General features: G+C 54.6%; 13 protein-coding genes. 9 read left to right on the top strand and 4 right to left on the bottom strand.

The genetic code is table 11. The features are described 5' to 3' along the window. Positions 1 to 2: 2 nt before the first annotated feature. Entirely contained in the window at positions 3 to 2,192 is a 2,190-nt protein-coding gene (fhuE, locus tag QLG09_RS10595; protein ID WP_049022662.1) for a ferric-rhodotorulic acid/ferric-coprogen receptor FhuE, read from the bottom strand. A 350-nt stretch (positions 2,193 to 2,542) separates the two neighbouring features. On the opposite strand from fhuE, the gene hinT reads away from it, so the two are divergent. The 8 genes from hinT (at position 2,543) to QLG09_RS10555 (ending at position 8,630) form a co-directional block, all read left to right on the top strand. After that, positions 2,543 to 2,902 carry a purine nucleoside phosphoramidase gene (gene hinT / locus QLG09_RS10590; RefSeq protein ID WP_014169584.1) on the top strand — a complete coding sequence of 120 codons (360 nt, stop codon included), beginning with the start codon at positions 2,543 to 2,545 and terminating at the stop codon, positions 2,900 to 2,902. A 1-nt stretch (position 2,903) separates the two neighbouring features. Beyond that, entirely contained in the window at positions 2,904 to 3,278 is a 375-nt protein-coding gene (locus QLG09_RS10585) for a YcfL family protein (RefSeq protein ID WP_014169585.1), read from the top strand. A 10-nt stretch (positions 3,279 to 3,288) separates the two neighbouring features. Then, positions 3,289 to 3,936, top strand: a complete 648-nt coding sequence (lpoB, locus tag QLG09_RS10580) for a penicillin-binding protein activator LpoB (protein WP_014169586.1) — start codon at positions 3,289 to 3,291, stop codon at positions 3,934 to 3,936. Then, positions 3,917 to 4,741 carry a thiamine kinase gene (gene thiK / locus QLG09_RS10575; protein ID WP_282488899.1) on the top strand — a complete coding sequence of 275 codons (825 nt, stop codon included), beginning with the start codon at positions 3,917 to 3,919 and terminating at the stop codon, positions 4,739 to 4,741. Before lpoB ends, thiK begins: the two co-directional genes overlap by 20 nt. Positions 4,742 to 4,752: 11 nt before the next feature. Beyond that, complete coding sequence (gene nagZ, locus QLG09_RS10570; RefSeq protein WP_020884661.1) at positions 4,753 to 5,778, top strand: beta-N-acetylhexosaminidase; 1,026 nt, start codon at positions 4,753 to 4,755, stop codon at positions 5,776 to 5,778. Positions 5,779 to 5,812: 34 nt separating this feature from the next. After that, the gene (gene ycfP, locus QLG09_RS10565; RefSeq protein WP_013097106.1) at positions 5,813 to 6,355 is read left to right on the top strand and encodes an alpha/beta hydrolase YcfP; all 543 of its coding nucleotides are present in this window, start codon (positions 5,813 to 5,815) and stop codon (positions 6,353 to 6,355) included. Positions 6,356 to 6,593: 238 nt separating this feature from the next. Next, positions 6,594 to 7,898: an NAD(P)/FAD-dependent oxidoreductase gene (locus QLG09_RS10560; protein WP_014169589.1), complete on the top strand. Its 1,305-nt coding sequence runs from the start codon at positions 6,594 to 6,596 to the stop codon at positions 7,896 to 7,898. Positions 7,899 to 8,090: 192 nt separating this feature from the next. Beyond that, on the top strand, positions 8,091 to 8,630 hold the full coding sequence (locus tag QLG09_RS10555) for a glycine zipper 2TM domain-containing protein (protein WP_008500779.1): 540 nt from the start codon (positions 8,091 to 8,093) through the stop codon (positions 8,628 to 8,630). A gap of 59 nt (positions 8,631 to 8,689) precedes the next feature. Here the strand turns inward: QLG09_RS10555 and comR are convergent, their stop codons facing one another. Further along, entirely contained in the window at positions 8,690 to 9,325 is a 636-nt protein-coding gene (gene comR / locus QLG09_RS10550; RefSeq protein WP_014169591.1) for a TetR family copper-responsive transcriptional repressor ComR, read from the bottom strand. A 244-nt stretch (positions 9,326 to 9,569) separates the two neighbouring features. Between comR and bhsA the strand changes: the two genes are divergently transcribed. Further along, positions 9,570 to 9,827, top strand: coding sequence for a multiple stress resistance protein BhsA (gene bhsA / locus QLG09_RS10545; RefSeq protein ID WP_013097102.1), 258 nt, complete (start codon positions 9,570 to 9,572; stop codon positions 9,825 to 9,827). 79 nt (positions 9,828 to 9,906) lie between these two features. Here bhsA and QLG09_RS10540 read toward each other — a convergent pair whose 3' ends face one another. Together QLG09_RS10540 and mfd are read right to left on the bottom strand one after the other, a co-directional pair. Further along, positions 9,907 to 10,872 (bottom strand): L,D-transpeptidase family protein, encoded by a 966-nt coding sequence (locus QLG09_RS10540; protein ID WP_047744348.1) that lies wholly within the window; start codon positions 10,870 to 10,872, stop codon positions 9,907 to 9,909. A 149-nt stretch (positions 10,873 to 11,021) separates the two neighbouring features. Further along, positions 11,022 to 14,468 (bottom strand): transcription-repair coupling factor, encoded by a 3,447-nt coding sequence (mfd, locus tag QLG09_RS10535; protein ID WP_282488898.1) that lies wholly within the window; start codon positions 14,466 to 14,468, stop codon positions 11,022 to 11,024. Between the last annotated feature and the right edge of the window lie 7 nt (positions 14,469 to 14,475).

Genomic DNA, 14,475 nt, shown 5'->3' with positions numbered 1-14,475 from the left:
ACTTAAAAAGAGTAATTCGCGCTGACGGAGACGTTCAGCGGCGCGCCATAGACAACGTATGACCCGACGTAGTCGTAGTATTTTTTATCAAACAGGTTGTTAACGTTGGCCTGCAAGGCCAGATCCCTGGTGACCTGATAACGGCTGAAGAGATTCACCAGTGCATAGCTGCCCTGTTCTGCACGGGACTGGCCTGCCGGGCCACCCTCTACATCCGTCCACACTTTATTCTGCCAGTTCACCCCGCCGCCCACCGCCAGTTCTGGCAGCATAGGCAATTGATAACGGGTAAACAGCTTCATGGTCGTGCGTGGCTGATCGGAACTGATGGCATTCCCGCGCTTATCTTCTGCAATAAACCGTGTCGCCCCGAAGGTTAACTGCCAGTTGTCGGTCAGTGCACCGTTTAGCTCAAATTCAATCCCTTTGCTGACTACGCCATCCAGTGATTCATAAATAGATTCACCGCTTGGCATATAGGTGTAGGTATTGCTCGCCACGTTATCCTGTTCAATACGGAAAACGGCCAGTGAGGTGGTCAGGCGAGTGTTGAACCAGTCCGCTTTCACCCCCGCTTCGTAGCTTTTCCCGGTCGTAGGGTCGAGGTAACGGCCGCTCGCGTCACGCTTGTCCTGTGGCTGGAAAATAGAGGTGTAGCTGATATAGGTCGACCAGTCTTCATTGATGTCATAAACCAGTCCTGCATAAGGCGTTACGTCATCTTTGGAACTTTGCAGACGGGTATCCGGGGAGCCTGCCGGGTTGTAGCGAATGTTATAGTTGGTGTAACGCGCGCCAAGGATCAGATGCAGCGGGTCGGCCAGCGAGAATCGGGCCGAGGTATACGCCGATGACTGGCGAATGTCGTCCTGGCTATAGAGCTTCCACGGTGTCCACTGCGGGTCGGCGATAGTGCCATTCCAGTTTTTAAAATTACCCACATCCACCATACCGTATAACGCATCCGGCATGCTGTTATCGTAATGGTTACGCTGGCGGCTGAAGCTCCCGCCAAACATCATCTCATGCTGACGACCAAAAAGGCTGAAATCGCCACGCAGGAAGGCGTCGATGGCATCCTGCTTACGTTCACCGCGGTTCCAGCCGCCGTAGCCGACCATGCCCGCCCCGGTCTCTTTATCCGGATAGCCGGACATATACATCAGTTTGCTGTCGAAATGGGTTTCCGCATGCATGCCGTTGATGTGCGCTTCCCAGCCGTTGTCAAAACGTTGGGTCAGGTTGGCAAAGATACGGGTGTTGTCTTTATCCGAGTAAGCCCAGTCAGGCGCAACGGTCTGGCTGCGGTCGTAATGGGTTTTGCTTCCGTCGCTATACCAGGTTGGCAGACCGCCCCAGGTAGGATCGGCGGTGTGACTTTCCTGATATTCATAGCCTACGGAGAGGGTCGTGCTATCGGTGACGTCGGCATCCACCACGCCATAGAGGAATTTTTTACGGTAGTGGTAGTTATCCACAGCGCTGTCGTTGTCCTGGTAACCGGTGATCAGACGACCGCGCACCTTGCCGGATTCTACCAGCGGGGCCTGTAAATCCAGCACATAGCGCTGCTTGTCCCAGCTGCCGTAGCTGGCGGAGACGTTCCCTTTGAATACGTTACTGTCTGCGTGCTTGCGCACCATATTGACGTAGGCGGATGGGTTACCGGTGCCGGACATCAGCCCGGTAGCGCCGCGAACCACCTCTATACGGTCATAAATGGCGGTGTCGGCGGCGGTGTCGCCAAAGTTCCATACTTCGCTGATGGAGGTCGGCAGGTCATCGAACGCATAGTTACTGACGAAGAATCCGCGCGAGTAAAATACGGTGCGGTCGCTGTCCTGCACCTGGGCCGTTACGCCGGTGGTGTTGGTTAACACCTGGCCGACTGACTGCAGGTTCTGATCTGCCATGCGCTGCTGGCTAATCACGCTGACGGACTGGGGGATATCGCGGGGAACAAGTAACAGTTTGGTCCCGGTGGTGGTGGTTTTTACGCTGTAGTCCTGATCCTGTCCGCTGGAGGGATCCTGTGCGTTATCAAAGCCACCCTCCACAACTACCGTATCTTCGGTCGTGGAGGCGGCAAAACTGACGATTGGCATCAATGCCATAGCAATACAGGCTGCCAGCAACGAAGGTGTTGCGACAGGCTGGCGTTGCCCATCCCTGGTATGAGTAATGAAAGACATCATCAAACCCTTAATGAATGGTGAAGGTGGTCTGCATCAGTCCCGCGTGTGCGGGCTGATGTCGTTTTCTATGTTGAAAATGCGCATGAAAATGCAAATGCGAAATATACGCATTGAGATTAACGGTGTAAACAGATGTGTCAAAAGGAACTGAAATAATGTTTCAGGCGATCGCGACGCGTCAGCGCTCACTCTCCAGGCAGCTGGAGGACATTCAGGAAAGAAATCGGTGGAGAAGGTTGAAAGGACAGGAGAATCTCGCTCATACTCTTGTGTTGTGGCACACAGTAATACTGAGAATGTGTTAATGGCGGCGCACTACGCCAGATTAAACAAAAAAGGAAAAGGTCATGGCTGAAGAAACGATTTTTAGTAAAATTATCCGCCGCGAAATCCCTTCGGATATCGTTTATCAGGATGAGCTGGTGACGGCTTTCCGGGACATTTCTCCTCAGGCTCCGACACATATCCTTATTATTCCTAATATTCTGATTCCGACCGTAAACGACGTAAAAACCGAGCATGAAGTAGCGTTAGGTCGTATGCTGACAGTGGCCGCAAAAATTGCTGAGCAGGAAGGGATTGCTGATGACGGTTACCGTCTCATCATGAACTGTAATCGCCACGGTGGTCAGGAAGTTTATCATATTCACATGCATCTGCTGGGTGGACGTCCTCTGGGGCCGATGCTGGCACATAAAGGTCTTTGACATGCTTAAAGGGCGTATTGCAGCGCTGGTAATGACGATGTTGATCGTAGGGTGCAGCACGCGTCCGGCGATCCCCGTCAGCGATGAACAGACGCTGGTGATGGAATCCTCCGTACTTGCTGCGGGCATCACGGCGCAACAACCTGCGTTGTCGATCAGTGAAATCAACTCTTCTGCTTCCTCTACGCTCTTTAATGAAAGACAAGAACCAGTGACGGTGCACTACCGTTTTTTCTGGTATGACGTACGAGGTCTTGAAATGCATCCGCTGGAAGCGCCGCGCAGCGTCACTATTCCGGCAAGATCGTCGGTAACGCTCTATGGCAGCGCCAACTATCTGGGTGCACATAAGGTGAGACTTTATCTTTATTTGTAAGGGGTGAACCTTGATTAAAAATTTGAGCCGTTATGCGCTCGTGACTGCTTTCGCTCTGTTCCTCGCAGGGTGTGTGACCCGAACTGAAGAGCCTGCGCCTGTGGAAGAGGCCAAACCGGGTACCGAGCAGCCGACACAGCCAACGCAGCCGCCGCCAACCGTACCGACTGTGCCGTCTATTCCGTCGCAGCCTGGTCCAATTGAACATCCGGATCAGACATCGCAGCCTGCGCCGCGCGTTCGTCATTATGACTGGAACGGTGCGATGCAACCGATGGTCGGCAAAATGCTGCAGGCTCAGGGTGTGACCGCGGGCAGCGTATTGCTGGTTGATAGCGTGAATAACCGTACCAACGGTTCGCTGAACGCGGGCGAAGCGACAGAAACCCTGCGCAATGCCCTGGCCAATAACGGTAAGTTTACGCTGGTCTCGGCACAGCAGCTCGCGGTAGCCAAGCAGCAGTTGGGCCTGTCACCGCAGGACAGCCTCGGTTCACGCAGCAAGGCGATTGGGATTGCCCGTAACGTCGGTGCGCAGTATGTGCTTTACTCCAGTGCCACCGGTAACGTGAACACGCCAGCCCTGCAGATGCAGCTGATGCTGGTTCAGACAGGCGAGATTATCTGGTCAGGTAAAGGTGCCGTTACGCAACTCTGACAGGACGCGTGAAGAGATCCTGACGCGTTATTTTCCACAGTATCGCCTTATCGCGCCGCAGGCCCCTTCCGGGCTTGGCGGCGCGAGTTGCATTATAGAGCAGGGCGAGCAACGTCTGGTATTGCGGCAGAATCACGATCCCTCAGCGTCTGCATCCCATTTCCGCCGTCAGTTTCGGGCACTGAAACGCCTTCCGGCGGATCTGGTGCCAAAGCCCCGTTTTTACCGCCAGGGCTGGATGGCCGTGGAGTATCTGGCAGGGGAGATCGGCAACACGCTACCGGAAACGGCAGTGCTTGCAGCTATGCTCTGTCATCTGCACCGGCAACCGCGTCTGGGGTGGCGGGTGACGCTGCTGCCGTTGCTTGATCAATACTGGCAGCAGGCTTCAGCCGACAGGCGAACCCCATTCTGGCTGGCACAGCTAAAACGGCTGCGTAAAACGGGCGAACCGCAGCCGCTTCGGCTCTCGCCGCTGCATATGGATGTTCATGCCGGAAATATTGTTCATACGTCCCTCGGTGCGAGGCTTATCGACTGGGAGTATGCCGGTGACGGAGACGTGGCGCTGGAGCTGGCGGCCGTCTGGTCGGAAGATGATACTGCGCGGCAGCGGCTCATCACCGACTACGCCCGGATAGCGCACATGAATGCCGACGCCCTGAGGCGTCAGGTGAGGCGCTGGCGACCGTGGGTCGTCATGCTGATGGCTGGCTGGTTTGAAATGCGCTTTCAGCAATCCCGAGACAAACAATTTATTGCGCTGGCAGATGATGCCTGGCGTCAGTTACAAACTAAAGGATAAGAGAGGTTGGTGTGGGTCCAGTCATGTTGGATGTAGAAGGGTTTGAACTGGATGCGGAGGAGCGTGAAATACTGGCGCACCCGCTGGTGGGAGGCTTGATCCTGTTCACCCGCAACTATCACGATCCGGCGCAGTTGCGAGAACTGGTGCGCCAGATCCGTGCTGCATCGCGCAATCATCTGGTGGTGGCCGTCGATCAGGAAGGCGGACGCGTACAGCGTTTCCGCGAAGGCTTTACTCGCCTGCCTGCCGCCCAATCTTTTGCGGCATTACTGGGCACGGAAGAGGGTGGCAAACTGGCGCAAGAGGCTGGCTGGCTGATGGCCAGCGAGATGATTGCCATGGATATCGACATCAGTTTTGCGCCGGTTTTGGACGTGGGGCATATCAGCGCCGCCATTGGCGAACGCTCATACCATGAAGATCCGCGTATTGCGCTGGCGATAGCGAGCTGTTTCATTGACGGTATGCACGACGCGGGAATGAAAACCACCGGGAAACATTTCCCGGGACACGGTGCGGTGACCGCCGACTCGCACAAAGAGACGCCGCGCGATCCGCGTCCGGAAGCTGACATTCGTGCCAAAGATATGTCGGTGTTCCGCTCCCTGATTACCGATAACAAGCTGGACGCTATCATGCCAGCGCACGTGATTTACAGCGACGTCGACCCGCGTCCTGCAAGCGGGTCCGCGCACTGGCTAAAAACCGTTTTGCGTCAGGAGCTGGGGTTTAATGGCGTGATTTTCTCAGACGATTTGTCGATGGAAGGGGCGGCGATTATGGGCAGCTACGCGGAGCGCGGTCAGGCGTCGCTGGACGCAGGTTGCGATATGATCCTCGTCTGCAATAATCGTAAAGGTGCCGTCAGCGTGCTGGATAACCTGTCGCCGATCAATGCACAGCGTGTTACACAATTGTATCATAAAGGTTCATTTAGCCGTCAGGAGCTGATGGACTCGGCGCGCTGGAAGACGGTCAACGCGCAGCTTGAAGCCCTGAATGAACGCTGGCAGGCACATAAAGCCAGCCTGTAAATCCTCCCGGAAGGCGTAGCGTGGTGAGAAGACAATGATCATCTATTTACACGGTTTTGACTCAAACAGTCCTGGTAATCATGAGAAGGTCCTGCAGCTGCAGTTTATCGATCCGGATGTCCGGCTGATCAGTTACAGCACACGCCATCCAAAGCATGATATGCAGCACCTGCTCAAAGAGGTGGACAAGATGTTGCAGCTCAACATCGATGACCGTCCGCTGATTTGTGGCGTGGGATTAGGTGGCTACTGGGCAGAGCGGATTGGATTCCTGTGCGATATCCGCCAGGTGGTGTTCAATCCTAATCTTTTCCCGAATGAGAACATGGAAGGCAAAATTGACCGCCCTGAAGAGTATGTCGATATTGCCACCAAGTGCGTCAGTAATTTTCGGGAGAAAAACCGCGACCGTTGTCTGGTGATCCTGTCGCGTAATGATGAAGCCCTTAACAGCCACCGGGCGGCTGAGTTGCTGCATCATTACTATGAAATTGTCTGGGATGAAGAACAGACCCACAAATTCAAGAATATCTCCCCGCATTTGCAGCGGATCAAAGCCTTCAAAACCCTGGGCTAATCCACTGCGTACGACCTGCCAGGCCCGGCCGCGAAAGCGCGCCGGGCTTTCTTTTTGTCCAGAATTGTCTACTTTTAAGCCATCAAAACTTGATGCATATCAATTTTGGTATGACCAATGCGCCTGACGTGGTATTCTCAATGCACCTGAATGGTTTCAGTGATGTAACCTGTTGTTAATTAAGGGTTATTTTTATAACTTTTAATTAACAATTGGTTAATAATTTGAGGGGGTCACGTTGACTACGCCATTGAAAAAGATAGTGATTGTCGGCGGTGGTGCTGGCGGGCTGGAGCTGGCTACACAGTTAGGCAAGAAGCTCGGTCGCGGCAAAAAAGCCAAAATTACGCTGGTGGATCGTAACCACAGCCACCTGTGGAAACCGCTGTTGCACGAAGTGGCGACCGGTTCACTGGATGAGGGCGTGGACGCGCTGAGCTATCTGGCACATGCGCGCAATCACCATTTCCAGTTCCAGCTGGGCTCCGTGGTGGATATCAATCGTGAGAGCAAAACCATTACCCTGGCAGAGCTGCGCGATGAAAAAGGGGAACTGCTGGTTCCTGAGCGCAAACTGCCGTATGACACGCTGGTCATGGCGCTGGGCAGTACCTCCAATGATTTCAACACACCAGGTGTAAAAGAGCACTGTATCTTCCTCGATAACCCACATCAGGCACGTCGTTTCCACCAGGAAATGCTGAACCTGTTCCTGAAGTACACCAGCAATATGGGTGCGAACGGGAAAGTTAATATCGCGATTGTTGGTGGGGGGGCGACGGGCGTCGAGCTTTCTGCTGAGCTGCACAACGCGGTGAAACAGCTGCACAGCTACGGTTATAAAGGCTTAACCAATGATGCGCTGAACGTGACGCTGGTTGAAGCGGGTGAACGTATCCTGCCGGCGCTGCCTCCGCGCATTTCCGGTGCGGCGCATAATGAACTGACCAAGCTGGGCGTGCGGGTTCTGACCCAAACCATGGTAACCAGCGCGGACGGCGGCGGCCTGCATACCAAAGATGGCGAGTACATCAAAGCAGACCTGATGGTCTGGGCTGCTGGCATCAAAGCGCCTGATTTTATGAAAGAGATTGGCGGGCTGGAAACGAACCGTATTAACCAGCTGGTGACCGAGCCGACCCTGCAAACCACACGCGATCCGGACATTTTCGCCATCGGCGACTGTGCTTCCTGCGCGCGTCCGGAGGGCGGTTTTGTGCCTCCGCGTGCTCAGGCAGCGCACCAGATGGCAAGCCTGGTACTGCACAATATTCTGGCGCAGTACAAAGGTAAGCCGATGAAAGCCTATGTCTATAAAGACCATGGTTCTCTGGTATCGCTCTCGAACTTCTCTACCGTCGGCAGCCTGATGGGTAACCTGATGCGCGGCTCCATGATGGTGGAAGGGCGTATTGCACGCTTTGTCTATATCTCGCTCTATCGTATGCACCAGATTGCCCTGCACGGTTACTTCAAAACCGGGCTGATGATGCTGGTGGGACGAATCAACCGCGTTATTCGACCACGCCTGAAGCTGCACTAATATTCTCTCCCTCCGGGGCCTCCGGAGGGAATTTTTAGCATATCATGCTGCTCATCGTACATTGAGTGCTTAAGAGTTCTCCTAAACACGATATATCTCTCCTCCACGTCCACTTTTTGATCCTTTGTCTTATTGGCGAAGCGCGACCTGCATTGCAAAATTGTTACCAATAGCAACAAAGGAGGAAGTCCCGTGAATAAATCAATGTTGGCGGGTATAGGGATTGGTGTCGCTGCTGCGTTAGGTGTGGCTGCCGTTGCCAGTCTCAACGTACTGGATCGCGGCCCACAATACGCACAGGTCGTGTCTGCTACCCCGATTAAAGAAACCGTGAAAACGCCTCGTCAGGAGTGCCGTAACGTCTCCGTGACCCATCGCCGTCCGGTACAGGATGAAAACCGTATCGCCGGTTCAGTACTGGGTGCGGTTGCCGGTGGTGTGATTGGCCATCAGTTTGGTGGTGGTCGTGGTAAAGATGTGGCGACCGTGGTCGGCGCGCTGGGCGGCGGCTATGCCGGTAACCAGGTGCAGGGCGCTATGCAGGATAACGACACGTACACGACGACTCAGCAGCGCTGCAAAACCGTCTATGACAAGTCGGAGAAAATGCTGGGTTACGACGTGACGTACAAAATTGGCGATCAGCAGGGCAAGATCCGCATGGATAAAGACCCGGGCACTCAAATTCCGCTGGATGGAAACGGCCAGCTGGTACTGAATAACAAAGTGTAAAAAAGATGTTCTCTGAACTTAGCTCCTCAAGCGCTCAGGCTGAGGAGCTTTTTTTTACGTCAGATTTTAAGCAGTTCAGGCCACAGTTTCAGCGTGGTCGCGGTAATGGTTTGCAGTTTTTCCAGCGTAGCCCCTTCACGGGCGCTTATCGACATACCCTGCAAAATACAGTTCAGGTATTGCGCCAGCATCTGTGGATTGCAATGCGCAGGAATTTCACCTCGTTGTTGGCGCTGAGACAGGAACGCGCTTAGCGTCTCTTCCTGCATGGCATGGCGCGATTTCACCGTGTTGGCAATCTCTTTTGAGGAGGCCGCAAGGGTGGCAGAGGTGTTAATCATAAAGCAGCCCGCAGGGGTATCTTTACTGGTGAAGCAGGTCGCGACGGTGGTGAAGTAGTCCCGTAGCGCCTGTTCTACGCTTTTCTCTTCACAAAACAGCTGGGCTTCGTGTTTCGCCGCAAAGCGCGAAATGTATCTGTCCAGCACTGCCCTGAACAGCCCCTCTTTATTGGTGAATTCAGCATACAGCGTGGGTGCTTTGGCACCGGTAGCTTCCACCAGATCGGAAAGCGAGGTCGCTTCATACCCATGTTGCCAGAAGAGAGTCATGGCCTTATCAAGCGCTGCATCCCTGTCGAACACTTTTGGTCGGCCACGGCTTTTCTTCGCGCAACTCGTCACGTCGGTTGTCATTTGCCGTTGGTCCTCTGTTGGTTTGTTGAATAATCATTATAAAAATAATCGCGGGTGACCACCAGCACTGATGAGAGAAAAATAAATTAATCATATGGGTATGAAAAATAACGAATTTAAAATTTAATTAATGTTCGTTATAAAAAGATGTTGACGCGTGAGCTGGATCACATTTATGATTTACCTATCGATCGTTAACTAAATAGCTAACGACCTCCAAATCATCTGCCTAAAGGTAAAAATCATGAAAAACGTAAAAACCCTCATCGCTGCTGCTGTTCTGAGTTCACTTTCTTTCGCAAGCTTCGCTGCTGTTGAAGTGCAATCAACCCCTGCTGACCAGCATAAAGTCGGGACTATCTCTGCTTCTGCCGGGACTAACCTGGGCTCACTGGAAGATCAGCTGGCGCAGAAAGCTGACGAGATGGGTGCAAAATCTTTCCGCATCACCTCAGTGACCGGTCCTAACACCCTGCACGGCACCGCTGTTATCTACAAATAAGCCTGGCTAAACCCTCATTTATGCCACTGCGATGCCACTGTAAAAAAGCCCTGCTCAGCAGGGCTTTTTTTATTGGGGATCACATCGACTGCCGGGTGACATCCTGATGCCGGGTGACATCGGTGGGCATCCCGGAACGCGCCTCCATCGCACGCTCCATCACGATGCCATCCGTGCGGGCATTCGTTTTAAAGCTCACCATCGCGGCATTCAGATTAATTGGCAGTGTCTGCGGATCGTCGCCAATGTTTTTCGATAACGGCTGGTGAATTTCAACCAGTCTTACGCCACCCGGCTCCTCAGAAACCTTAATGGGCGTATTAATAATATTCACTCGGGTACCAGGGGTGATCACGCTATAGAGCGTCTTGATATCATCATCGCGCAGACGAATACAGCCGGAACTGACGCGCATCCCGATACCGAAATCCGCATTTGTTCCATGCAGAAGGTAAACGCCACCATAGGCCGCAAGACGGATCGCGTGGTGACCCATCGGATTCTCCGGACCCGCTGGCACCACAGCCGGCAAATCAATCCCCTGTGCTTTATAGCGAGCACGAATATTAGCCGTTGGCGTCCAGGTTGGGTTGGCACGTTTATCCGATACGGTGGTGACCATTGTTGGGGTCAGCGTGTCGCCGCCCAGCTGGCCAATACCGATTGGATAAACGGTGACTTCATTTTTACCCGGTGGGTAATAGTAAAGACGCAGCTCGGCAAGGTTTATCACGATCCCTTCGCGCGCTACATCCGGGAGAAGGGTCTGCAACGGGATGGTCAGGACGCTACCGGCGCGTGGCACATAGGGGTCGACGCCAGGGTTAGCCTGCAGCAGAGCCAGAAAGCCTACGTTATATTTTTTGGCAATCGCTTCGAGCGATCCCCCATTATTTTCAACCACATGAAAACGGTTTTCGCCCACGACCTTGCTGCCAGCAGGGGGAAGAGGCCAGGTATTTGCGCGTGCAGGAAGCGCAACAGCGACCGTTGCTGCCAGCGCAAACACGGTTATCCAGCGGGTAAAACGCGAAGAGGTCATCATCACCATAATCCATATAAATAATAAGGTTATTGTTTTATAAGGCGTTAACGATAATTATGGCGAATGGGTATGTCGGGAAATCCAGGTGAAGTGCAAAGAGTTTGTAAATTGTCCCCCCGTAAGCATTGCGCCAACGGGGGGAAGGGGAATTATGCGACAGCGTTCTCTTCCAGCTGACGCATAAAGTGACGAACCCACTCCATCCGGTTTTTACGATCCGTCAGCTCCTGCGTAAATTTCAGACGCGTTGGACCATCCAGACGGAAATGCTGCGGCTGTTTCTGGAGCAGACCGATTAGCCACATCGGATTAACGTGATTCTTCTCGGCAAATTCAATCACGCCACCTTTTTCATTGCCTTCGAGCTTACGAATGCCCAGCTTTTGTGCCTGCTGGCGCAGCCTCGCAATATCCAGCAGGTTTCTCGCGGCATCCGGCAACAGGCCAAAGCGATCGATCAGCTCTACCTTAATTTCATCCAGTTCGTTCTCATTTTTCGTACTGGCGATACGTTTGTAGAACGACAGACGTGTGTTCACATCCGGAATAAAATCATCCGGTAGCAGGGAAGGCATGCGCAGTTCCACCTCAGTCTGCTGGCTGGTCAGATCTTCCAGCGATGGCTCACGTCCGGCCTTCAGGGCATCGACCGCATTTTCCAGCAGCTCCATATAGAGCGAGAAGCCGATGGTTTCCATCGAGCCGCTCTGGTCTTCGCCCAGAAGTTCACCTGCGCCGCGGATCTCAAGGTCGTGTGTCGCCAGCGCGAAGCCCGCGCCCAGATCTTCCAGCGACGCGATAGCCTCCAGACGTTTTTGCGCATCGGTGGTCATCGCTTTCGGATGCGGGGTCAGCAGCCAGGCGTAGGCCTGATGGTGCGAGCGGCCAACGCGGCCACGCAGCTGGTGAAGCTGCGCCAGTCCAAAGTGATCCGCGCGCTCAATAATGATGGTATTGGCCGTCGGAATATCGATCCCGGTCTCAATGATGGTGGTACACACCAGGACGTTAAAGCGCTGGTGGTGGAAATCGTTCATCACCCGCTCCAGCTCGCGCTCGCGCATTTGACCGTGACCGATAGCGATGCGCGCTTCCGGCACCAGTTCTGCCAGCCTGTCCGCCGCTTTCTGGATATTTTCCACGTCGTTATAGAGATAATAGACCTGACCCCCGCGCAGTACTTCACGCAGAATAGCCTCGCGGACGACCAGGTTGTCGTATTCACGAACAAAGGTTTTTACCGCCAGACGACGTGCCGGCGGCGTGGCGATAATCGACAGGTCGCGCATGCCGCTCATCGCCATATTCAGCGTTCGCGGAATCGGTGTGGCGGTGAGGGTGAGGATATCGACGTCGGCACGCATCGCTTTAATACGCTCTTTATGACGGACCCCGAAGCGGTGTTCTTCATCGACGATCAACAGCCCCAGATCTTTCCACTTCACATCACTCTGCAGCAGCTTGTGGGTGCCGATCAGAATATCGATCTTACCCTCGCTGGCCTGTTCCAGAATCTGCGTCTGCTCTTTGGTACTGCGAAAACGTGACAGCATCTCAATACGAACCGGCCAGTTGGCGAAACGGTCACGGAAGTTGTCAAAATGCTGCTGGGCGAGCAGGGTGGTAGGCACCAGCACCGCGACCTGTTTATTGTTTTCTACCGCGAGGAAGGCGGCGCGCATCGCCACTTCGGTTTTGCCGAAGCCGACATCGCCGCAAACCAGCCTGTCCATCGCCAGCGGCTGGCACATGTCGCTCAGCACAGCATTAATGGCCTGGGCCTGATCCGGCGTGGTTTCAAACGGGAAGCTATCGCAGAACATCTGGTACTGTTGTTTATCATGCCTGAAGGCAAAGCCTTCTTTGGCCGCGCGTTGGGCGTAGATATCCAGCAGTTCTGCCGCCACATCACGCACTTTTTCCGCGGCTTTCTGCCGCGCGCGCGCCCAGGCGTCGCCGCCCAGTTTATGTAATGGCGCATGGTCTTCTGCACCGCCGGCATAGCGGCTGATGAGATGCAGGGAAGAGACCGGCACATAGAGTTTGGCGTCATTGGCGTAGGTCAGCATCAGGTATTCGCCCTTGATGCCACCGGCTTCCAGCGTCGTCATGCCCTGATAACGGCCCACCCCGTGCTCGAGGTGAACAATCGGCTGGCCGGGGTGCAGTTCGGCGAGGTTACGGATCAACGTGTCCGGATTAATGGTGCGACGGCTGTCCTGACGGCGGCGCGCCACGCGTTCCCCCAGCAGGTCGCTTTCGCAAATCAGCGCCAGATTGTTGAGGGTATCCACAAACCCGTGCTCGGCGGAGCCAATCATCAGATAACGGCCATTACCGGTGGCTTCACTCAGGCGCAAAATACGTTTCGGCGCGATTTTGATCCGCCCCAGCAGTTCACCCAGCGCTTCCCGGCGGCCTTCGCTTTCAACGGAGAACACGACCGGTCCGGTAAAGGATTCGAGGAACTTGCGCAGATTATCCAGCGGCGACTTCTGCTGCGCCTGAACGGATAAATCCGGTAGCGTGCGGAAGGCGAGGTTGGTATTGGCGGCCTTGTCGGCGAGCGAATCGGTTTTGAGCTGCATACGCGGCCAGCGTTTCAGCTCGGCGTTCAGCTCGTCGGTGCGCAGCCACAGCACCTCCGGTGGCAACAGCGGACGCATCGGGTCCACGCCCCGGTTTTCAAAGCGGGCGCGAGTTTCGCTCTCAAAACGGCTGGCGCTGGCGTCGATATCACCGGTGTTAACAATCAGCGTATTGGCCGGGAAATAGCTGAACAGCGCGGGCAGAGGCTCGTTAAAGAACAGCGGCTGCCAGTATTCAATACCCGCCGGCAACGTCCCTTTGCTGACCTGCTGGTAGATATGTTCGGCATCGCGTTTGACGTCGAATCTGTCGCGCCACTGGCTGCGGAACAGTTCGATTGCGGTTTTGTCTGTCGGGAACTCATGTGCGGGCAGTAAATTGATGGAGTCCACTTCTTCCAGCGTGCGCTGCGTGTCGGCGTCGAATACGCGCAGGCTGTCGATTTCATCATCGAAGAAATCCAGACGATACGGCTGGTCGCTGCCCATCGGGTAAAGATCGAGCAGTGCACCACGCGTGGCATATTCCCCGTGCTCCATCACCTGATCGACATGGCGATAACCAGCGCTGTCGAGCTGCGCGCGCAGGGCGTCCCGGGACAGGCGCTGGCCTTTTTTCATCACCAGCGCATGGCCATGAAGATAGCTGTGCGGACAGACGCGCTGCATCAGGGTGTTTACGGGGACGATCAGCACGCCGCGCTGCATCGTCGGTAACTGATACAGGGTCGACAGACGAGAGGAGATGATCTCCTGGTGCGGCGAGAAACTGTCATACGGCAGCGTTTCCCAGTCGGCCAGACTGAACACCAGATTGTCAGTGAACTGGCGGATTTCATCATGCAGACGCAGGGCATTTTGCATATCCGGGGCAACCAGTACCACCGGACCCGGGTGTCGCTCAGCGATTTCTGCCACCAGCGTGGCGCACGCCGCGCCAGTAAGTTCGCCCAGCTGGCGCTGATCGCCCGCTTTGACAGGCAAGGAATATCGATAGTGTTCAGGCATGGCTATG

It is taken from the genome of Enterobacter sp. V89_11 (genome assembly GCF_029967775.1).
Taxonomy (GTDB): Bacteria; Pseudomonadota; Gammaproteobacteria; order Enterobacterales; family Enterobacteriaceae; genus Enterobacter; species Enterobacter ludwigii.
The sequence above is the reverse complement of the archived record's forward strand: the minus strand, read 5'-3'. Positions and strand labels throughout refer to the sequence as shown.